Origin of the sequence: Parvibaculum sp. (genome assembly GCF_049651025.1) — a bacterium.
Taxonomy (GTDB): Bacteria; Pseudomonadota; Alphaproteobacteria; order Parvibaculales; family Parvibaculaceae; genus Parvibaculum.
Window position 1 is genome coordinate 1 of the sequence record NZ_JBASBH010000089.1, and the last position, 21,132, is coordinate 21,132.

Here is a 21,132-nt window from a genome sequence, read left to right on the forward strand (position 1 = left end):
GAGGTAAAGATGGCCGACACCGCTGTGAAGCCGTGGCCCGTCGTAAGCGTCGCGGAGGCAAACCGCATGCTGACGGCACCAGGCATGCCCTTCGAAATGGAAACCGTAACGATCCGCGGCATTCCCGAGCGCGTCTATAAGAACGCGCCGCCGCATTTGGGCGCGATTTTCGAGGCGGGCCGCGCCTGGGGTCAGCGCGACTTCATCGTCTATGAAGGTGAGCGCCTCAATTTCGAAAATCATTATCGCGCCGCCGTTACCTTTGGCCGCGTCCTTGCCAATAAATATGGCGTGAAGAAAGGCGACCGCGTCACCATCGCGATGCGCAACTTCCCCGAATGGTCGATTGCCTTCTGGGCTGCCGCCGCGCTCGGTGCCATCGTGGTGCCGCTCAATGCCTGGGGCACAGGGGCAGAGCTTGAATACGGCATTTCCGATTCCGGCTCGAAGGTCGTCATCACAGACGGCGAGCGGCTGGAGCGTTTGCAGCCGCATCTGAAAGACCTGAAGATTTCCGGCCTCGTCGCCGTTCGCGCCACGCGCGGCCAATTGGGCAGCGCGGAAGCCTTCGAGGATCTCGTCGGCAAGCCGGAAGACTACGCGAAACTTTCCGACGAGCCGCTTCCCGATCCCGGCCTGATGCCGGAAGACGACGCGACGATTTTCTATACGTCAGGCACCACCGGCAAGCCCAAGGGCGCGCTCGGCACCCAGCGCAACATGATGACGAACCTCATCAGCACGGGCTATGCCACGGCGCGCTCCATGCTTCGCCGCGGCGAAGCGCTGCCTGCGCCTGATCCGGATGCGCCGCAGCGCTCCATGCTTCTTTCCGTCCCGCTCTTTCACGCCACGGGATGCCATTCGATCCTCGTTCCGATCTATGCGGGCGGCGCGAAGCTCGTGATGATGCATAAGTGGAATCCCGAACGCGCGCTGGAGCTTATCGAGCAGGAGCATCTGCAATCCTTCGGCGGCGTGCCTGCCATGGTCTGGCAGGTGCTCGAGAGCCCGGAATTTGCCCGCCACGACACATCGAGCGTCGAGTCGATCGGCTATGGCGGCGCGCCGTCTGCGCCCGATCTCGTCGCTCGCATCAAGCAGCAGTTCCCGAAGGTCCAGCCGGGCAACGGCTACGGCCTGACGGAGACGTCTTCGATCACCACGCAGAACAGCGCGGAAGATTACGTGAACCGCCCGGAAAGCGCCGGGCCTTGCGTGCCCGTCGTCGATCTGAAAGTCGTCGATGAGACCGGCAAGGAAGTGCCTGCAGGCCATGTCGGCGAGCTTTGGATCAAGGGCCCGAACGTCGTCAAAGGCTATTGGAACAAGCCAGAAGCGACAGCCGCCGCCCTCACCGATGGCTGGCTGCATTCAGGCGATCTCGTGCGCATCGACGAGGAAGGCTTTGTCTTCATTCTCGATCGCGCCAAGGACATGCTGATCCGTGGCGGCGAAAACATCTACTGCGTCGAAGTCGAAGGCGCGCTCTACGCGCATCCCGCCGTCATGGACGCGGCCGTTGTAGGCATTCCACACAAGGTGCTCGGCGAAGAAGTCGGCGCCGTGGTGCAGATCGCACCCGGCAAGAATGTGACGGAAGAAGAATTGAAGGCCCATGTCCGCAAACTTCTCGCGGGCTTCAAGGTGCCGATCAAGATCGAACTGCGCCACGAGCCTCTGCCGCGCAACGCCAACGGCAAGATCCTGAAGACCGAGTTGCGCGACGATATGAAGAAATTCGCAGGCCAGGGCGCCGCATAAAAATCGCTATAGAAAACAGGGAAACGCACATGGAAATTTCGCTCAAAGGCCGCGTCGCGCTCGTGACCGGCGCGAGCCGCGGCATTGGCCGCGCTATTGCCATCGCTCTGGCCGAAGCCGGTGCCGATGTCGCCGTCAATTATCGCAGCGACGAAGATGCGGCCAATGAAACGGTCGAGGCGATCAAAAAGCTTGGCCGCAAGGCGAAGGCCTACTCGGCCTCGGTTGAAAATTACGAGGCGGACCAGAAGATGGTCGCCGACGTGCTGAAGGATTTCGGCTCCATCGGCATTCTCGTTAACAATGCGGGCATCGCCTCGCGCGGCCAGACCGTTGTCGACACCGATCCGCAGGAGCTTGAGCGCGTGCTGCGCGTTCACGCCATGGCGCCGCATTTCATGTCGAAGCTCGTCATTCCGCAAATGCGCGAGCAGAAGCGCGGTGACATCATCATCATTTCGTCGGTGGCCACGCTGCATCACGCGGCGAATGGCGGCCCCTACAATATGGGCAAGGCAGCAGCCGAAGCACTCGCGCTGACGCTGGCGAAGGAAGAGCGCAAATACGGCATCCGCACCAACATCATCGCGCCGGGCCTCACCGCGACCGATATGGGCAGTCGTCTAGCGGCTGCTCGTGCGGGCAAGAAGGGCATGGACATTCATGACCTCGACGCCACCATGCCCTTCGGCCATGTCTGCAGCCCGGAAGAAGTGGCGGCAGCCGTCGTTTACATGGTGTCGGATGCGAACCCTTATGCGAACGGCCAGAAGATCAATATCGATGGCGGCGGCAACTGAGGAGGGGCGTATATGAGCGAGTTCCAGACGCTTCTCTACGAAACCCCCGCGCCGCATATCGCGCGTATCGTGCTCAACAGGCCCGATACGCGCAACGCGCAGGACACGCGGCTTCTCTATGAGCTGAACGACGCCTTTGACAAGGCAGCGCAGGATGGAACCGTCAAGGTCATCATCCTCGCCGCCAACGGCCCGCATTTTTCATCCGGCCATGATCTGCGCGAGCGCGATGCGCTGGCGACGATGAAAGAATTTTCGACCGTCGGCACATGGTGCGGCTTTGAATGTGCAGGCGCCGAAGCGCAGATGGCGCGCGAAAAGGAAATCTATATCGGCTTCAGCGAACGCTGGCGGAACATTCCCAAGCCGACGATTGCCGAGGTGCAGGGCAAGTGCATCGCAGGCGGGCTGATGCTCGTCTGGCCATGCGACATCATCGTCGCGGCGGAAGATGCGGCCTTCCTCGACAATACGGTGTCGATGGGTGTCGGCGGCGCGGAGTTCTTCAATCACCCGTGGGAACTTGGCGTGCGCAAGGCGAAGGAACTTCTTTTCACCGCCGACTGGTTGAGCGCTGCGGAGGCTGAGAAGCTCGGCATGGTCAATCATGTTGTGCCGAACGAGAAGCTTTCCGAGTTCACGCTGGAGCTTGCAAAGCGCATCGCGCAAAAGCCGCTCTTTGCCCTGAAGCTCGCGAAGGAAGCCGTGAACGCCGCGCAGGATGCGCAAGGTCGCAGCTCTGCAATGCAGACAGCCTTCGCGCTTCACCAGCTTGCACATAGCCACAACATGCAAGTCCACGGCATGCTGATCGACCCGAGCGGCATTTCACCCGCAGTGAAGAAAGCCTAGCCCTCGCGATGACCAACAAAAAGGCCGGTGTTTCCACCGGCCTTTTTCCTTGAGCAATCCGTTACGCCTATTCGGCGGGCGACAAGGCCCCCTCCGTTGCGTCCTTCTTGCGATTGAAGAGCGACGGCATGACGTTGATGAACGAGAGCAGAACCGCTGCCGCATAAGGCACGGACTGCACCAGCAGCACCGCAACCCAGAGCCGCGACAGGCTGTCTGCGAAGTTTTCGTTCAGCAGGAACGCAAGCGACAATCCCCATAGCGCCGTCAGCATGACCGCCTCTTCACGCACCTGAATGAGCGCGGCGGCAAGCGGCGGCTTGTCTTCGCATTTCGGCGTGCGGAAGAAGGGCTTGCCCGACGTCACCATGCCGTTGAGCATCGCTTTTGCAACCGTGTGCGTAAGACCGAGCGCGGCAACGCCCGCGCCGAGGCTTTCGATGAAGCTGCAATCCTTGACGCGCACGGCATAGAGCCAGAGCGAGCGCACGAATTTGAAGACGAAGCTGCCGATGGTCGGAATAAGGAATGCCGCGACCGGAAGCTGCACCATCTTGGGCTGGGAAAGCGCAAAGATCGAAAGCCCGATGCTCGTGATCGTGAAGAGGAGCGCGAGCCCGTCCGCAAACCATGGCAACCAGCCCGCAAGGAAGTAATAGCGCTGTGCCGAGGTGAGGCCGCCCTTGCGCGCCCATGGCGCAAGCGAACGCCAGTGATGCTTGACGATCTGCACCGCGCCATAAGCCCAGCGGAAACGCTGTCCGATGTAACCGGCAAGCGTGTCGGGCGTGATGCCGCGTCCGAAGGAATGGTTGATGTAAACGCTGTCATAGCCTTCGCGGTAAAGCTTGATGCCAAGCTCGGCATCCTCGCAGATGCACCACTCCGCCCATGCGCCGACTTTCTGGAGTGCGGATTTGCGCACCAGCGTCATCGTTCCATGCTGAATGACGGCATTGAAATAATTGCGCTGAACCATGCCGATATGGAAGAAGCCGGCATATTCCCAGTAGCACATGTTCTTGAAGGTGCTTTCGTGCCGGTCGCGATAATCCTGCGGCGACTGGACGAAGCCGATGTCTTCCTTGGCGAAATAGGGAACCATCGTGCGCAGCCAGTTCGGCTCCACCTGATAGTCGCTATCGATGACGGCGATGATGTCGGCATCTTCCGCCGTCATCTTGAGTCCGTAATTGAGCGCGCCCGCCTTGAAGCCCGGCCAGTTCTCGAGATGGAAGAAGCGGAACCGGCTGCCGAGCTGCGCGCATGTCTCGCGCACCGGCTGCCAGACGGCCGGATCGACCGTGTTGTTGTCGAGAACCAGCACTTCGAAATTCGGATAGTCGAGTTTCGAAAGCGCGATCAGCGTATCGCGCACCATCTCCGGCGGCTCGTTATGGATCGGCACATGGATCGAGACTTTATTCTCCGGATAGCCTTCCGTCGGCTCGAAGGGCGCGAAATGCCGCTCGCCGTGGCGCGTCCAGATCACCTCGACGAATTCTATCGCCTCGGCAAGCAGAACGATGAGAAGAAGCCCTTGTGCCGCAAAGAGGAACGTCCAGACGACCGTATCGACCGAACTGAGATAGAGGCCCGTGACCGATAGCCCGGCCCAGGCAAGTGCCGATGCCGCAACCTGCGTCACGATGGTGAAGATGACGACGCCTGCCGTTTTCACATGCTGGCGGATCATCATGAAGGCAACCGCGAAGACCAGCGCAAGGCCCGCCGCGATGGATGCCCACATGCGCCATTGCGGCGCTTCGGAGATCGAACCCTTCATCGGGAATTTCGGCTGCCGGTCGGCATTGTAAATGCCCCAATAGCTGCCCGCCGCGCCTTCTTCGCTGGCCTTCCAGGGCTGGTCGAAGGCTTCCATGACGTAATAGGTGAGGTCGGCATCCTTGGCGCGGTTCAGGAACTCGCGCATGAAGGTCGCCTGATTGACAAGCGACGGCACGGCTTCGCTTGAAAGCTCGGCTTCAGGAATGCCGGGATAGGGTTTGCGCGGAATGATCTTGCCGCGGCTCGGCCAGCCCACTTCCGTGATGACGATGGGCTTGTCGGGATATTTGCGATGCAATTCATCCAGCCGATCGAAAACGGCATCGACCGCCTGATTGACCGGGATGCCTTCCCAATAGGGGAGGATCTGCACGCCGATGTAATCGACGGCGCTCACAAGCTCGGGATTCTTCAGCCAGATATGCGGCGGCTCGGCGGTCGAAACCGGTTTCCACACGCTCTTTTTGACGGTGCGGATATAGGCGATCAGTTCTTCGACCGGCAGATCGTTGCGCAGCAGCGCCTCGTTGCCGACCAGCACGCGCACCACATTGCGCTTGGGCGCGAGCTTTATGAGGTTTGCAATCTCCTGATCGTTGCGGACCTTGTCGGTATCGATCCACGCGCCGACGGCGACCGAAAGCCCGTCCGAGGCAGCGAGATCGGGAATGTCTTCAAGGCCGCGGATCACGCTGTAGGTACGGATTGCCTGCACGGAGCCTGAGAGCAGCTTCAGGTCGGAGGCGATCTGGTCGCGCGTCGGGTGGATGCCCTTGGTCGGGTCCTGTCCGCGTTGATAGGGGCTGTAGGAAAAGCCGACAATTTCCCCCGTCCAGGCTTCGGCATCATGCGGCTGGTTGAACGCGGCCCAGATCGCAAGATTGGCCATGATGACGATCGGCAGAACGATAAGCGCGAAGGTGGCCACACGAACAAGAGCGTTCTTGCGCGTGGGGCGGGGAGCGGGGTTGTCCATTGACGGTCCAGTAAAAAATGTCGCCGGGAATATTGCCGGTCTTGGGGCAGGCAATGACGGCCCAGCTCCGTCATCGCCCTCGATTGCCGCCGATATTGGCGTCCAGAGCCTGTCTGAACGCAGAAATAGAAGCGGCGCGATGAACCGGCGATGAATGAGCCCTCATCGCCTCGCGCCGCTTCCTTGTGCCTTGTCAGTCAGCCGCAGTCGAAACGCGCACGCCTTGCGGGCGCGCTTGTGCGCCGCGCACCAGTTTGCCGTTCAATGCACCTGTCGGCTGGCCGCCCCTGAAGGCGACCGCGCCCGAAACAATGCTCGCCGTATAGCCGTCCGCATGCTGTATCAGCCGCTTTCCGCCGGCCGGCAGATCGTTGACGATATGCGGCGAGTAGAGCTTCAGCCCGTCAAAGTCGATGACATTGACGTCGGCTTTCATGCCCGGCGCGAGAATGCCGCGGTCGAGCACGTTGATAAGCTCCGCATTGCGCCCCGTCAGCCCGTGAATGAGCCATTCGAGCGGCAGCTTCGGTCCCCGCGTCCGGTCGCGGCCCCAATGGGTGAGCAGCGTCGTGGGGAAGCTCGCATCGCAGATGATGCCGCAATGCGCGCCGCCGTCGGAAAGGCCGAAAGCCGTGTTGGGATGCGTCAGCATTTTCTGAACATCGTCCAGGCTGCCGCAATGATAGTTCATCAGCGGGAAGTAGATCAGCGCCTTGCCGTCGCGTTCCAGCATCATGTCGAGAATGACCTCGCGCGGATTCTTGCCCGAATGTTCCGCGCGCGCCTTCACGCTCTCTTCCGGCGCAGGTTCGTAATTCGGCGTCTCGCCCAGCGCAAACATCTTGTGATAGGCGGTGCAGAGCATCTCGATGATTTCGCCAGCCGGATAGGCGGGCTCTTCGGCGAACAGCTTCGCGCGGAATTCAGGATCGCGCAGCGCCTTCACCTGTTGCTCAAGCGGCGCGCCCCAGATCTGGCGGAAGGTCTGATGCATCACGAAGGGATTGAGCGACGAGGTAAGGCCCAGAAGAATGCCCGTCGCGCGCGGCGGCACCTGGCCCTTGATCGGCAGGCCCGCCTTGTTTGCTTCGGCGATATTGTGCAGCACACGCGCCCATACATTCGGCCAGCGGTCGTCCTGCTCGATGGTGATCGAAAGCGGACGGCCGGAAATCTCGACCATGCCGCGCAGCATCGCGAATTCGGCGTCCGTGTCCTTGAAGTCGGCAATGAGTTGCAGCACGCCCTTGCCGGCCTTGCCCATGGCGCGCGCAATGCCGTGAAGTTCGGCCGCTTCTGCCTTCAGCGTCGGCGTCGATCCGCCGCGAACGTCCTTGTGCTTCACCGTGCGCGAGGTCGAGAAGCCGAGCGCGCCCGCTTCCAGCGCCTCGACAACGATCCGCGCCATCTGTTCGGTTTCTTCCGCCGTCGCAGGCTCAAGCGCCGGTGCGCGATCGCCCATCACATAGGCGCGAACGGCAGCATGCGGAATTTGCAAGCCGACATCGAGCGCCAGAGGCGAGGCTTCGACCGCATCCATATAGTCGGCGAAGCTTTCCCAGTTCCACTTGATGCCTTCGGCAAGCGCCGAACCGGGAATGTCTTCCACGCCTTCCATCAGCCCGAGCAACCAGTCGCGCTGCTCAGGTTTGCAAGGCGCGAAGCCGACGCCGCAATTGCCCATCACCGCCGTCGTGATGCCGTGAAAGGTCGAGGGCTGAAGATAGGGGTCCCAGGTCACCTGTCCGTCGTAATGGGTGTGAACGTCGATGAAGCCCGGCGTCACGATCTGGCCCCTGGCGTCGATTTCTTCGCGACCGCTGCCTGTAACCTTGCCCACCGCAACGATGGTACGCCCGTCGATTGCCACATCTGCTTCGATGGGTGCCGCACCCGTGCCATCGAAAACGGTGCCGCCTCTGATGACGATGTCGTGCATACCGATAATCCTCCCGAAATTGCTCTGAATGGCATTTGCAGAAAGCTTAGCGGATTTTTATGCGAAAGGGGGAAGGATCGAAGACTGGTGGCTGATCGCTCACCCTGCTAGTTTGCCGCCCGGTCGGGGGCGCTATTTTCGTGTCGCGGCCCGGCATTCGGGGGGAGATCGAGGCATGCCAAATGATATTCGTTATGTAGCCGCCTGGCGGCGAAACGATCCGGCGATCGAGCGCGATGCCATTGCCTTATGGACGGAAATGAAGGTCTTGCCGCCGAATATCCGGGCCGAAGAACGCGCCAAGGAACTCGTTGCGGTTGCCTATGACGGCGACCGGCTTATTGCCGTAACGACGGCGCAGATCCATCTCCACGCTCCGGTTCGTCAGCGCTTCGCTTTCATGCGTCTTCTGGTCCGGCCAGAGGCTGAAAAGTCAGGCCTGGCCGTGCCTTTGACGGTGGCCTGCCGTGAAGAGCTCCGCGAATGGTCTCTTGCCAATCCCCATGAGCAGGTGGCGGGCTATGCCGCTGTCATCACGGCGGCTGGTTATGGTGCAAAACCGGTTCTCAACGCCGGACTGACGTTGGTGGGCTATACGCCGGATGGCCACCAGATCCGCACCTATTGGTGGGACCATTTTAAAATTCCTGTCTAGACCGGCGCCAGACCGTCTTTGGTGAAGTCCTCATTTCGTTGTTGCAGCTTTGTCAATAGCCTCATTATTCGCTCCTATGTGGATCAGGTGCCGTAGAAAAGCGGGCAATTTTCATCTAAAAATTTAAGCATATGAGTCGCCGTAATTTCGGCGCATCCAGGGGGCTACCACAATTGAATAAGACATCGAGCTTGCGGGCAAGATTGCTCGGCACGTCGGCACTTGCCGCCTTCGGCTCTGTTCTGCTTGGTTTGGGTAGTGCTTCAGCGACGCCCGCGGTGTCCTGCACCGGCCTGCCGCCCACTGCAGGCGGCAGCGTTGTCTGCACCGGAACATCATATTATTCGCTCCAGGCGGACCTCGATAATCTGACGGTCACGCTCAACCCCTCGGCGGAAGTCCGCAGTAATTATGATCCGGCAATCCTGCTGTCGGGCGACAACAACGCGCTCGTTCTTCAGGATCACTCCAGGCTTTACAGCTACGGCAACACATATGCTGTCGGCGCGTCTGGCGACAATTCCACGGTTACGCTCAATGGCGGATCGGAAATCACGCTGCAGACCTATGGTGATGGCGGCAAGTACGCTGCCCTGGCGCTGGGTGGCACAGGCTCAAAGGTCACCTTGAATGGCGGCTCTTCCATCAACGTCATCAGAGGCACGTATGGAGAGGGCGGCAGCGGCAAGTATCTCGGCGCTGCGATTTATGGGGCCGACCATACCATTACGCTGAACGGCGGCTCTTCGATCAATGTCATCGGCAATGAGTATGGAGACGGCGGCAAATATGTCGGTGCTGTCGTTTTTGGGTCCGACCAGACCATCACGCTGAACGGCGGCTCCTCGATCAATGTCACCGGTAGCCAGCATGGGGACGGCGGCAAGTATGTCGGCCTTGCGGCTTTTGGTTCCGGCCAGGCCGTCACGCTTAACGGTTCATCGATCAACGTCACCAGCGGCGGCGGCGGTATGCTTGCTGGCGTCGTCATGTACAATGCGGGTTCCTCGGACACGCCATCCTCGATCACGCTGAATGCCGGCTCGGCGATCAACGTTGTAGGAACGGGTTCGGGCGATTCCAAATATATCGGCATCATGGCCGTAGGAGCCAGCTCTGCGCCCACCCTCGCGTTTGTGGGTCCTGACGATAACAAATATGCGCCGAGCGTTACGCTCAACAGTTCAACCATTTCTGTTTCGGGCTCTGGCTACAACGGCAAATATGTCGGCGTTGCATCGATGGGCGACCGCGGCAACGTCACTCTCAACGGTGACTCGGCGATCACGCTGACCGGCGGCAGTGACGGACATTACTTCGGCATCAGGACGATTGGCGATTCCACGACAATCACGTTGAACGACACATCCAGCATCAATGTGGGCAGCTACAGGGCGAAATATAGCTACGGCATTGCTGCTTCTGGCGACAACGCGTCGGTCACGCTGAACGGTCATGCGTCGATCCGGTCCGCGAGCGACAAGTATTCCGTTGGTATACTCCTGGAAAATGGGTCCAACAGCACGGTCACGCTGAACGATTATGCGTCTGTCATTTCCTCTAGTGATAAATACGCCTCTTCCGGCATCCTGCTGAACAGCAGTTCGCACAGCACTGTGACACTTAACGGCCATGCGTCGGTGGAAGCGTATGGCGGCTCTGGAATTTATGTCAGCAATAGCGACGACGTCGCCATTGTCGTTGGCCGCGACGCGAGCGTTTATGGCAGAGTCGGCATCAAAACATGGTCTTCAAATCGTACAGATGTTTATGTTGCCGGAACGGTTGAAGGCTGGAGCGGGATTGCGATCTCGTTCGACAGCAATAGCAACAATACGAACACGCTGACGCTCGATACGGGTGCCAACATCCTCGGCGACATCGAAGGTAACGGTCGTGACAGCCTCGTGCTTCAAGGGCACGGAACGCTTTACTCCTACGTGGATGGTTTCCGCGATCTTGACGTCAATGCCGACGGCATTTGGGATCTGAGAGGCGATGTCGATCTCAATAGCGGCTTGGTTGAGCTGAACACCGGCACGCTTGCGGTGAACGGGAATCTTTATGCTGACACCGTCAACGTTGCGGCAGGCGCGACACTGGGCGGTAGCGGCACGATCTACGGCAATGTCTATAACTCAGGCGCGATCTCGCCTGGTAACTCACCCGGTATATTGAATGTCGTCGGCAGCGTTACTTTCAATCCGGGTTCGACCTTCATATTCCAGACGGACGGCACGAATTCCGACCTGCTTGACGTGACCGGCACGGTGACCATCAATGGCGGCACGGTCGTGCCGGAATTCATTGGCGGTGTTGACGGCTTCGTCGGCGATATCATCACGGCAAGCGGTGGCGTTACCGGCACTTTCTCCAACGCCCTCGGCGGCAGTATCAATTATCCCACGCCCGGTGTGGTGGCGCTCACGGCTGTGTCGCCCGCAAGCATCAATGGCGGCGTGTCCGGCGGCGCGAATTCGGGCTTCGCATTCCTTGATGCCGTGCTCGGCCAGTCCGAAAACAACATTGGCCGCGGCAAGGGCATCTGGGGCACAGGCCTGTGGCAGAGCGCCGATCGCGAGGCGGATGGTACGACGCGCGGCTTCTCACAGCACAGCCAGGGTGGCGCAATCGGTGGTGACGTTCTGCAATCGGGTGGCTTCACGCTCGGTGTAGCGGCGGGCTACCTCGACAGCACTGTGACGACGCAAGGCGGCGGCACCAGGACGAAAATCGACGGCTACAACGCCGCGCTCTATGGCGCCTATACGATGGGCAATACGTTCCTCACGGGTGCCGTGACAGGCGCTTATCAGGATCAGGACGTGCGCCGCAACGTGCTCTCGAACGGCACCGTGGTTGCCGCGCAGGGGTCGCCCAAGGCATGGCTCGGCGGCGCTGGCCTTGCGGTCGGTCACGTCATCCCGATCCAGGGAAGCTGGACGCTCACGCCCAAGGCGACCATCGCGTGGCAGCATGCGAGCCGTGATGGCTACACGGAAACGGGCGGCGGTCTCGGCGCCATGTCGGTCGACAAGGTGAGCAGTGACACGGTACGCGGCCTCGTGGGCGCCGAACTCGGCCTCACCATTCGCGATCCCAATGCAGGCTGGGCCGTGCGTCCGGCGATCCGTGCCGGTCTCGCGCAGGAATGGCGCTCCGGTGACCAGACCGTCAGCGGCACCTTTACCGCCACGGGTTCAGGCTTTACCGCCGCGCTCGACAATCGCGACCAGACCTATATGGCGGTCGGTGCTGGCGTCGACGTCACAATCGGCGGCGGCCTCACGGCCTTCGCCTCTTATGATGGCGGCTTTGGCGGCGACGTAGAAAAGACCGGCGGCGTTCGTGTCGGTGCCCGTCTCGAATGGTAGTCTCAACCCGCCGCTGACCTTCAGCGGGAAGCGGCGGGAGCAGCTCTTGGAAGACGGTGCCTTTTTAAAAGACCTTGTCGCGCGCTACAGGGCGGAGCTGATTATTCCAGCCAAGCCCGAGCTATGCGCGCTCACCGACAAGCACATCGCTCCCCATTTGGATGCGATTGTCCGCGACATGCTCGAACTGCGCGTCGAAACCGACGCTCATTTCCGCGAGCAGATTGCGGGCAGGCTCGGGGCCATGCCGCAAGCCGATGAGGGCATGGCGGCACAGCCCGCCACCTATCCGATCAGCTATTGCCTCGAGATAACGCGTTACATGCTGATGCTGATGTCGCGCGAGCCCGTGCCGACGCATATGGGCGGCCTGCGGGCGATCCATGATTTCGTGCGCGCGGGCGGCCCCGTCAAGCGCGTCTGGGGCGCGCTGCGTGGCGGCTATTTCCAGAATGCGATCCAGGTCGGAACCTTTTACCTCGATGTCGCCAACGACACGGTCAATCCGGCCAAGCCCAAGATCGAATTGCTGCCGATGGCAGACGCGAACTTCAACAATATCGGCTCCTATTTCGAATTCGCCCGCGTCGGCGCAGCCTATTGGAAATGCCGGACGATCCCGAACCGCTATTTTCCAAACCTTGCGCCCTTCTATCCGGCCATTGCCTTCGACAAGTCTGGCGTCGCGCGCTTTGAAAGCCGCAACAGCTTCATGTTCCCGATGAACATCGCAAGGCGCTTTGAGCCCGCGCGCGATTTCGTGCTGGGTGACGATGTCGGCGGCGGCACGCTCGATCCCTATATCGACTGGCTTCAGCGCTATGCCGCGCGCGACCCGCGCACCTCAGACCGCGCGCATCCGCTCTGGTTCTGCCGTGACGCAGATGCTGAATTGCACGAAAGTTTCCGCGCAATCGCCGCGCAGGATGTGCAGGCACTCACACAAAGTGCGAAACGCGCCCTTGCATCCGACACGCATTTTCTGAATATCCCTGAATTGGGCGGCGATGCGCTGCCGCATATGAATGGCGCAGAGGTCTGAATGGCGACGAACCCGATGGTCGTGGGCGATGACGTTCACAAGGAACCCACCGCACCCTTCCATCTGAATTTCACGCCGGGCTTTCAGGCCTGGCTTGCCCGTCACGATGCGGGCCTCGCCTTCTCGACCTATACCGCCGGCAAGGTGGTGATGGTCGGGCGTGGACGCGCGGACAGCTACGCGGTCTCCGAGCGCACATTCGACACGGCCATGGCGATCGCGACGACCGATGACGGTTTCATGCTCTCCATGCGCCATCAGGTCTGGCGCTTTGCCAACAGCCTCGTGCCGGGCCAGCTCTATGAAGGCTGGGACAGGCTCTATCTGCCACGCCAATGCCACGTCACTGGAGCTGTCGACGTGCATGACCTCGCCATCGACCGCAGGGAGCGCCTGCTTGCCGTGGCGACGGGCTATAATTGCGTCGCCAGCCTCGACATGCGCGGCAGCTTCAACCCGATCTGGCGACCGCCCTTCATCGACGCCATTGTCGGCGAGGATCGTTGCCATCTGAACGGCTTCTGCCTCGAAAACGGCATTCCCGCCTATGTAACGATCATCGGCGCGTCCAATGTCGCGGGCGGCTGGCGGGAGCATCGCGCCGATGGCGGTCTCGTCATGGATATGCGCACCGGCAAGTCTGTGGCGGAAGGGCTCGCCATGCCGCATTCGCCGCGTCTCTATCGCGGCAAGCTCTGGGTGCTCGAGGCAGGCACCGGCTGGTTCGGTTTTGTCGATCGCCAGAGCAGTGCGTTCAACAAGGTCGCATGGTGCCCCGGTTTCGTCCGTGGGCTGCGCTTTGTCGGAAACTACGCAATCATCGGTATTTCAAAGCCGCGCAACAAGGTATTCGAGGGCCTGCCGCTGGACGAGGAGCTGCGCAAGCGCGGCGTCGAGCCTGTCTGCGGCGTCTATATCGTCAATATCGACACCGGCGAGATTGAACAGCGCATCGACATTACCGGCTCGGTCGAAGAGCTTTACGACGTCATCGTCCTGCCGGGTGCGCTTGCACCTCTGTTGATCGGCCTGCAAGGCGACGAGGCCAAGAAATTCGTCTTTCTTGGCCCCGACACCTCGGTTCGAAAATAGGCTTTCGCTTATTTCTGCTGCTGGCCGCGCTGGCGCACGGCTTCGCGCCGCGCCTCGACGGCGGATGAGTCGACATTCTTGTTCCGCTCGCCCGAAAAGCGCCGCTCCGTGCGCAAGGCATCGCCGAAGTTCTCCGCAAAGCCGTCATTGATCAGCTTCTTGTAGGCGGGGAGAAGTTCCGGCACGAGCGAGAGCATGTCTTCCGCAAGCTTGCGGCATGTGGGGAGCAGATCTTCGGGCGCGACGACGCGATTGATCATGCCCCATGCTTCAGCCTGCTCGGCGGACAGGAAATTGCCGGTGAGCGAAAGTTCCTTGGCGCGGTAGATGCCAAGGACGCGCGACAATTTCTGGCTCAGGCCCCAGCCCGGCAGAATGCCGACGCGGGCATGCGTGTCGGCGAAGCGCGCATTGGTCGAGCAGATGAGCACGTCGCAGGCAAGCGCCAGCTCAAAGCCGCCGGTGATGGCAACGCCGTTGATCGCGCCGATGACGGGGCCGGAGAAGTGCCCGATGGAGGTCACGGGATCTTTGTCGTCGATGGTGCCGCCGACCGTGCTTGCGCCACTGCCGAGTTCCTTGAGGTCGAGCCCCGCGCAAAAAGCCTTGCCCGCGCCGGTCAGGATTACGGCGCGGACTTCGGGGTCCGCCTCCAGCTTGTCGAATGTTTCGGCGATCGCCGTGCGCAGTTCGCGCGACAGGGCGTTCATGGCCGTGGGGCGGTTCAGTGTGACGGTGGCGATTCCACCGGATTTTTCAACGAGCAGTACGGAGCCTTGCGCCGTATCGGTCATTTTATTATTCTCCATAACGGTTTAAAAAATGGCAATGAATGGCTGTAATCCTCGTCTATCAGAGGGCAGGGCGGGCCGCAAACCGACCGGGGAAACGGATTTGTTGACCCGGAGCCATCGTTCGGACAGCATGCGCCCCCTCGCAACCCCCCAAACAACTCAAGGGGCTCGATTCATTGAGCAGTGCCTCATCCGAGGAGAAGCAACCCATCCGGGTGGCTCTCCATGTCGCCGCCCTTGGCGTCGTATTCGGGGATATCGGGACCAGCCCACTTTACACAATCCGGCAATGCTTCGACCCTGTCGTGGGTCTGAAGCCGACGCCGGAGTCTGTCACCGGTGTGCTCTCGCTTGTCTTCTGGGCGATCACGCTCATCGTGATGCTGAAATACGTCATCTTCATCCTGCGCGCTGACAACAAGGGCGAAGGCGGCGTGCTCGCACTCACGGCCTTGTCGCTGAAGCGCAGCGGAACGAATGGCCGCCTCGGCGGCGCGATCACGATTGCGGGCATGATCGGCGCGGCGCTCTTCTATGGCGACGGCGTACTGACACCGGCAATCTCGGTTCTCGGCGCTGTCGAGGGCCTGGAGGTGATTTCGCCCGCATTCGACGGCATGACCATGCCGATCGCGGCGGTGCTACTGGTCGGCCTGTTTCTGGCTCAGAAGAGCGGCACGGCAAGCGTCGGCGCCCTGTTCGGCCCCGTCATGGGCGTCTGGTTCGTGACGCTTGGCGCGCTCGGCATCTGGGGCATAGCGCATGAACCGGCCGTGCTGGCGGCGCTCAACCCGCGTCCCGGCTTTGAGCTGCTCATCAGCGGCCAGACGCATCCGCTTCTGCTGCTCGGTGCCGTCGTCCTCGCGATCACCGGCGCTGAGGCTCTATATGCGGATATGGGCCATTTCGGCCGCTCGACCATCCGGCGCATCTGGATCGGACTTGTCTGGCCCGCTCTCATTCTCAACTATTTCGGTCAGGGCGCGCTGCTTCTTCATACGCCCGAGGCAGTCGAAAACCCGTTCTACCTGCTCGCGCCGGAATTCCTGCGCATTCCTCTGGTCCTGCTCGCGACCATGGCAGCGATCATCGCCTCGCAGGCTGTCATCTCCGGCGCATTCTCGGTCACGAGCCAGGCGGTCGAGCTTGGCTGGCTGCCGCGCGTTCGCATTCGTCACACATCGGCGCGCGAATCCGGCCAGATCTACGTGCCGCAGATCAATGCCGCGCTGATGGTCGGCGTGCTGGCGGTGGTCTTCGGTTTCGAGTCCTCGTCGAACCTTGCTTATGCTTATGGCATTGCCGTGGTCGGCACGATGGTGACGACGACGCTGCTCGGCTTTTATTACTACCGCTATATCGCGCGCTGGCCGCTGATCCCCACCGCATTGGTCGCGCTGGTCTTCCTGACCATCGATCTGAGCTTCCTGACCTCGAACCTCACCAAGTTCCTGCAAGGCGGCTGGCTACCCATCATGATCGCGCTTGTCATTGTGGCGGTCATGGAAACCTGGAGGCGGGGTCGCAAGATTCTCTCCGAGCAATTCCTCGATGGCGCCGTGCCGCTTGAGACCCTGCTGAAACAGGCGGCGGCGCAGAAAATCCAGCGCGTGAAGGGTGCGGCCGTCTTCCTTACCGCCAATCTCGACATGGTGCCGACGGCGCTTCTGCATAATCTCAAGCACAATCAGGTGCTGCATAAACGCGTGGCCCTGCTGCGCGTCAGCACCGAAGACACGCCGCGTGTCCCGTTGAGCGAGCAGTTGCATGTCGAGACGCTGCCAAACGGTTTCGCGCGCATCGAAATCCGCCACGGCTTCATGCAGCCGGTCGACGTCCCCGAAACGCTGGAACGCTGCCGCACCTTCGGCCTCGATTTCCCGCCAATGGAAACGTCTTACTTCGTCAGCCGCCAGACGCTGGTGCATGAGCATTCGTCGAAAATGCCCGCCTGGCAGTCTCAGCTTTTCATTCTGCTGATGGACTATGCATTGTCGCCGACCGAATATTTCCAGCTTCCGCCAAACCGCGTCGTGGAACTCGGCACGAAGACCGAGGTCTGATCGCGCAAAGCGCGCGGGGGCGTTACTCGCGCGCCTTGATCCGCTCCGCGCGCAACGCGGACCGCCTCAGCTTTCCGGCATCGTCGCGTAGCGGCTCATGCGCAAGCTCGAAGCTTTTCGGAATCTTGTATCGCACAAGACGCTCGGCGAGATGCGCGCGCAGCGCTGCCTCGTCGAACCCCTCCGGCGCATCGACGATGGCATGGATCGTATTGCCCATATCATCATCCGGCAGCCCGATGACGGCAGACGAGCGCACACCCGCAAAGGCGTCGATCGCGGCCTCGACCTCGGCGGGATAAATATTTGCGCCGCCCGCAAGGATCATGTCCGTGTGCCGGTCGGCGAGATAAAGATAGCCGTCCTCATCCATCCAGCCGATATCGCCGATTGACTCCCATCCGCCATCAATCTGTTTCGATGCCGCGCCGAGATAATGATAGGTCGTGCCCGGCCCGCTGAGAGGCCGCATATAGACTTCGCCCGTCTCGCGCGGCCCAAGCGTGCGCCCGTCTTCGCCGACGATTTTCATCTCGCAGGTTTCCGCAGGCTTGCCGACGGAGCCACGATGCAAAAGCCATTCATCGCCCGAGATCCATGTCGCGCCTTGCGCTTCCGTGCCGCCGTAAAGCTCATGAACGCGCGACGGCCCGAGCCACTCGATCCACTTCTCCTTGAGCCATGCGGGGCAGGGTGCCGCAAGATGCAACATGATGCGCAAATGCGAGAGGTCGTATTTGTTGCGCACATCTTCGGGCAGATTCCAGATGCGATGCATCATGGTCGGAACCAGCATCACCCAGTCCACCTTGTGTTCGGCGAGGAGGCGCAGCGTTTCTTCTGCATCGAAGCGCGTCATCACGATGATGTGGTTGCCGCGCGTAATGCCCGTCATTGAGAAGCTGAACGGCCCGTTGTGATAGAGCGGGCCGGGCACGAGTTGCGCGCGCCCGATTTCCTGCTGCAGGCGAACTTCAAGCGGATCGAACGCGCCGATATCATTCGAGACGATGATCTTCGGCCGCCCGGTCGAGCCGCCCGATGTCGGCGCCTTCCAGTATCGCGCCGTCTTCTCCGGCAATTCGGTGTCGGGCAGCGAAGCATCGGGCTCAAAGCCTGCCTCGATGCAAACCACAGCGCCATGTGCGCCCGGCGGTGCGCCGACAACAAGCGACGGTGCCGCGATTTCGACGATCATCTCCCGCTCCGCTTGCGGCAGACGTGCCGATATCGGCTGCGGTGTCGCGCCGAGCTTCCATGTGGCAAAGCATGCTTCGTAAAACTCGATACCGTTCGGAAGGCCGATGGTTACGAAGTCGCCCTCTTTGACGCCGAGCTTTTCATAGGCACGCGCAAGCCTGTTGGTGCGCGCATCGAACTCGCCCCAGCTAATCGTGCGATCGTCATGTGTGATCGCAGGCGCGTTCGCATCACGCGCGGCCCAGAAGGCGGGAATGCGACCGATGGGAAGAATGGGCATGGCGTTCCTCGATGTTTCTTTTCTTTATAAAGCGAAGCCCGGAACCGGCGAACCGAATAGTTCAACCGCTGGCCGTCTGCTGCAGCTCATGCGAGAAACTGCGATAGAGCGACGCCGATAAAGTTGGCGATAGCATAGCCGAGAATGCCGAGCATCACGGCGGGTGTCACAAGCGTGTCCCATCGCTGGCTCGCCGCCTGCGCGGCAGCGGTTGCCGGGCCGAGCGCGCACGCATTCGACGCGATAAGCGCTTCGGCAAGGTCGATCCGGAAAAGTTTCGCACCGCCAAGAACAAAGGCAAGGTGCACCACGGCCATCACACCCGTAAATGCGAAGATGGGGAGCGCCGTTTGCAGCATCAAAAGCACGTCCGCACTGGCGCCGATGACGGCAAAGAAGATGTACATAAAATACATGCCGAGATCGAAATCGCCCTGAAGACCATGCATGCGCTGCGGAAAAACATTGGCGATGGTGAGGGCGGCAATGGTTACGAAAAGCATGCCGAACTGCGGAACGTTGAGAAATTCTGCAACCGTGTAGCCGGCAAAACAGCAAAGCGCCGAGAGCGCCAGTGCCGTCGCCAGATCAGCCGCATGGAAGCGCCCGCGTTCTTCAGATTTGGCGGCGTCCTTCTCCACGGGCGCAGCGTCGATCACGGCGGATGGGAAAAAACGGCGAATGAGTGCCGAGCCGGGTAAAAGTACGAGCAGGGTCAGGAAGAGCGTGCCGCCGACATTGTCGGATGCTGCCATCGCACCGAGAACCGTGCCGTCATTGAGATCGATCATTTTCGACACGGCAGCGAAATTCACCGATCCGCCGATCCAGCTTGCGCCGATCGTGCCGACGATCTTGTGACCGAGCGGCCCAAGGCCGATCAGATAAAATCCGGCGAAAACGCCGGCGATGGTGCCGAACGTGGCGATGGCGAAGGCGAGCAGAAGACGGCCGGCTTCCGGAATGATGCGCCGCAAATCCGCTTTGAAGAGCAACAGCGGAATCGCGAGCGGGATGGCATAGGTCCATACGAGATCATGGAAGGGCGAGGCGAAGGGCAGGATGCGCAGATTGGACAGAAGAGCGCCCGCACCGATTGTGAGAATGACGCCGGAAAGAATCTTGCCGAGTCTCGTGCTCTCGGACCAGAACCCGAATGCTGCGGCAGAGAGAAAAATTGCGATGAGGCCGAAATTATTTTCGGCAGATATAAGCGAGCCAGTCATCCCCGTCCCTGCATGAGATATTCCGAAGTCGGCATATCATGGAGAGCAAGGACAGGAATACAAGCTTCATTGACCGTGGTTCGTATTGCGCTTTGTTCTAGAGCGCGAAGCCCAGAACCAGCGAACCGAATTGATCGATCTTCGGCTGGCCATAAAATTCGCGCGTGCGGAAATCATGCGTGAAGCTCAGCCTTGTCGAGCCCAGAACCGCGACGGCACCCAGCTTGAGATCGCCGACGAGAGGTCGCTTGTCGACGCTCAGGCTGTCGCGAAACGTGTTGCCGTCGAGAAAAATATCCCGCGCCACCGCGCGACCTTCCAGACCGGCAAAGAGATACCAGTCGAAACCCGTCGAGGCGTGAAACCATTCCGAGCCGCCTGTGCCGGGATAGATGCGCGGCGGTCCGAAATCGTCAGGCAAGGTCGGCCCGATGCGCCACACCGCGCCCCCGCCCGCATAGGTCAGCACATTGCCGACCGCTACCGTGCCATAGGGAATGACGTCGGTCGCGAGGCCGAACATCTTCGGCGTCTCGAACACGCTTGAACGCCATGCGCGCTCGAAGCTCAGGTTTACACCCGGCTCGTTGCGAAGCTGGTTCGCCCAGCCGCTCGCCTGTTCGACATTGATGATCTTGTGCCAGCCATTTTGCACCTGCCGCCCGAGCGCCGCCGGGCCGATGACGCCGAGATCGAGCTTCCACTGATCCTGCCAGGCGTCGCCGAGATCGTTGCTGCGAATGCTTTCCAGGGTGAATGTCGTATGCAGCCACGCGGCATAGGGCCGATCATTGGTGATGGGCGCGGTCGTATCCGTATCGTCGGGCGTAAAGATCGCCTGTGAAAGCGCAACGCCGACCCGGTGCGAGACGCCGGTAATGTTCTTTTCGTCGGTGAAAAGGCCAAAGAGCGGCGGCGCGGAAATCGCCTTCAGCCAGTCGGGCAGATCATTCGTCGGCCCCGAAAGCCAAGAGGCTTTCATGCCGTTCGTATAGTGCCGGTCGGTATTGGCGAATTTGGCGAAGAGATCGTTTTCGGTCTGAAAGGTGATGAAACCGCCATCGGGCGTAATCGCCGGATCGGGCATCAGGTCCCCGGCAAATGCAGGCCCGAGGCCGATTGCACCGCACAACACCACGCCGCTCAGGAGCGGACCGGCACGAAATCTGTTCAACATTGGGAGGAACCTGGCTGGATTGTATCGAATGGTCGCTTGACGGAGGGAAAGACACCGCTGTCCAATGAATACAATGAAAATAACACCAAATCGTGGCGGGAACCGGGGAG

General features: G+C 60.7%; 14 protein-coding genes. 8 read left to right on the plus strand and 6 right to left on the minus strand.

The annotated features are described in order from the left end of the window. From WA943_RS11860 to WA943_RS11870, 3 genes are all read left to right on the plus strand, one after another. On the plus strand, positions 1–1,764 hold a 1,764-nt coding region (locus WA943_RS11860; RefSeq protein WP_424470088.1), incomplete at its 5' end, for a class I adenylate-forming enzyme family protein. A gap of 29 nt (positions 1,765–1,793) precedes the next feature. Beyond that, positions 1,794–2,564 carry an SDR family NAD(P)-dependent oxidoreductase gene (locus tag WA943_RS11865; protein ID WP_424470089.1) on the plus strand — a complete coding sequence of 257 codons (771 nt, stop codon included), beginning with the start codon at positions 1,794–1,796 and terminating at the stop codon, positions 2,562–2,564. Between the two features lie 12 nt (positions 2,565–2,576). Beyond that, entirely contained in the window at positions 2,577–3,416 is an 840-nt protein-coding gene (locus WA943_RS11870) for an enoyl-CoA hydratase (RefSeq protein ID WP_424470090.1), read from the plus strand. A gap of 67 nt (positions 3,417–3,483) precedes the next feature. On the opposite strand, the gene WA943_RS11875 is transcribed toward WA943_RS11870, so the two are convergent. Continuing rightward, complete coding sequence (locus WA943_RS11875) at positions 3,484–6,180, minus strand: glycosyltransferase (RefSeq protein WP_424470091.1); 2,697 nt, start codon at positions 6,178–6,180, stop codon at positions 3,484–3,486. Between the two features lie 193 nt (positions 6,181–6,373). Next, positions 6,374–8,119, minus strand: a complete 1,746-nt coding sequence (locus tag WA943_RS11880; protein ID WP_424470092.1) for an N-acyl-D-amino-acid deacylase family protein — start codon at positions 8,117–8,119, stop codon at positions 6,374–6,376. Positions 8,120–8,147: 28 nt separating this feature from the next. Here WA943_RS11880 and WA943_RS11885 point away from each other — a divergent pair, with 28 nt between their 5' ends. The 4 genes from WA943_RS11885 to WA943_RS11900 all read left to right on the plus strand — a co-directional run bounded on the left by WA943_RS11885 (position 8,148) and on the right by WA943_RS11900 (position 14,282). Then, on the plus strand, positions 8,148–8,774 hold the full coding sequence (locus tag WA943_RS11885; protein ID WP_424470093.1) for a hypothetical protein: 627 nt from the start codon (positions 8,148–8,150) through the stop codon (positions 8,772–8,774). A gap of 173 nt (positions 8,775–8,947) precedes the next feature. Continuing rightward, positions 8,948–12,148: an autotransporter outer membrane beta-barrel domain-containing protein gene (locus WA943_RS11890; protein WP_424470094.1), complete on the plus strand. Its 3,201-nt coding sequence runs from the start codon at positions 8,948–8,950 to the stop codon at positions 12,146–12,148. A 46-nt stretch (positions 12,149–12,194) separates the two neighbouring features. Beyond that, entirely contained in the window at positions 12,195–13,190 is a 996-nt protein-coding gene (locus tag WA943_RS11895) for a hypothetical protein (RefSeq protein WP_424470095.1), read from the plus strand. Next, complete coding sequence (locus WA943_RS11900) at positions 13,191–14,282, plus strand: TIGR03032 family protein (protein ID WP_424470096.1); 1,092 nt, start codon at positions 13,191–13,193, stop codon at positions 14,280–14,282. An 8-nt stretch (positions 14,283–14,290) separates the two neighbouring features. Here WA943_RS11900 and WA943_RS11905 read toward each other — a convergent pair whose 3' ends face one another. Further along, a complete protein-coding gene (locus tag WA943_RS11905) occupies positions 14,291–15,076 on the minus strand; it encodes an enoyl-CoA hydratase (protein ID WP_424470097.1) in 786 nt (261 codons plus the stop codon). A 176-nt stretch (positions 15,077–15,252) separates the two neighbouring features. On the opposite strand from WA943_RS11905, the gene WA943_RS11910 reads away from it, so the two are divergent. Next, complete coding sequence (locus WA943_RS11910) at positions 15,253–17,139, plus strand: potassium transporter Kup (protein ID WP_424470098.1); 1,887 nt, start codon at positions 15,253–15,255, stop codon at positions 17,137–17,139. A 22-nt stretch (positions 17,140–17,161) separates the two neighbouring features. Here WA943_RS11910 and WA943_RS11915 read toward each other — a convergent pair whose 3' ends face one another. From WA943_RS11915 to WA943_RS11925, 3 genes are all read right to left on the minus strand, one after another. Beyond that, a complete protein-coding gene (locus WA943_RS11915; RefSeq protein ID WP_424470099.1) occupies positions 17,162–18,619 on the minus strand; it encodes an AMP-binding protein in 1,458 nt (485 codons plus the stop codon). Between the two features lie 86 nt (positions 18,620–18,705). Continuing rightward, complete coding sequence (locus WA943_RS11920) at positions 18,706–19,845, minus strand: DUF819 domain-containing protein (RefSeq protein WP_424470100.1); 1,140 nt, start codon at positions 19,843–19,845, stop codon at positions 18,706–18,708. A gap of 97 nt (positions 19,846–19,942) precedes the next feature. Next, positions 19,943–21,022: a lipid A deacylase LpxR family protein gene (locus WA943_RS11925; RefSeq protein ID WP_424470101.1), complete on the minus strand. Its 1,080-nt coding sequence runs from the start codon at positions 21,020–21,022 to the stop codon at positions 19,943–19,945. Positions 21,023–21,132 lie beyond the last annotated feature (110 nt).

What these genes read in the sequence shown, in the direction of transcription:
- WA943_RS11875 (WP_424470091.1), bottom strand. Translation starts at nt 6,180, where the DNA reads ATGGACAACCCCGCTCCCCGCCCCACGCGCAAGAACGCTCTTGTTCGT.
- WA943_RS11905 (WP_424470097.1), bottom strand. Translation starts at nt 15,076, where the DNA reads ATGACCGATACGGCGCAAGGCTCCGTACTGCTCGTTGAAAAATCCGGT.
- WA943_RS11885 (WP_424470093.1), top strand. Translation starts at nt 8,148, where the DNA reads ATGGCATTTGCAGAAAGCTTAGCGGATTTTTATGCGAAAGGGGGAAGG.
- WA943_RS11870 (WP_424470090.1), top strand. Translation starts at nt 2,577, where the DNA reads ATGAGCGAGTTCCAGACGCTTCTCTACGAAACCCCCGCGCCGCATATC.
- WA943_RS11915 (WP_424470099.1), bottom strand. Translation starts at nt 18,619, where the DNA reads ATGCCCATTCTTCCCATCGGTCGCATTCCCGCCTTCTGGGCCGCGCGT.
- WA943_RS11880 (WP_424470092.1), bottom strand. Translation starts at nt 8,119, where the DNA reads ATGCACGACATCGTCATCAGAGGCGGCACCGTTTTCGATGGCACGGGT.
- WA943_RS11925 (WP_424470101.1), bottom strand. Translation starts at nt 21,022, where the DNA reads ATGTTGAACAGATTTCGTGCCGGTCCGCTCCTGAGCGGCGTGGTGTTG.
- WA943_RS11900 (WP_424470096.1), top strand. Translation starts at nt 13,191, where the DNA reads ATGGCGACGAACCCGATGGTCGTGGGCGATGACGTTCACAAGGAACCC.
- WA943_RS11920 (WP_424470100.1), bottom strand. Translation starts at nt 19,845, where the DNA reads ATGACTGGCTCGCTTATATCTGCCGAAAATAATTTCGGCCTCATCGCA.
- WA943_RS11865 (WP_424470089.1), top strand. Translation starts at nt 1,794, where the DNA reads ATGGAAATTTCGCTCAAAGGCCGCGTCGCGCTCGTGACCGGCGCGAGC.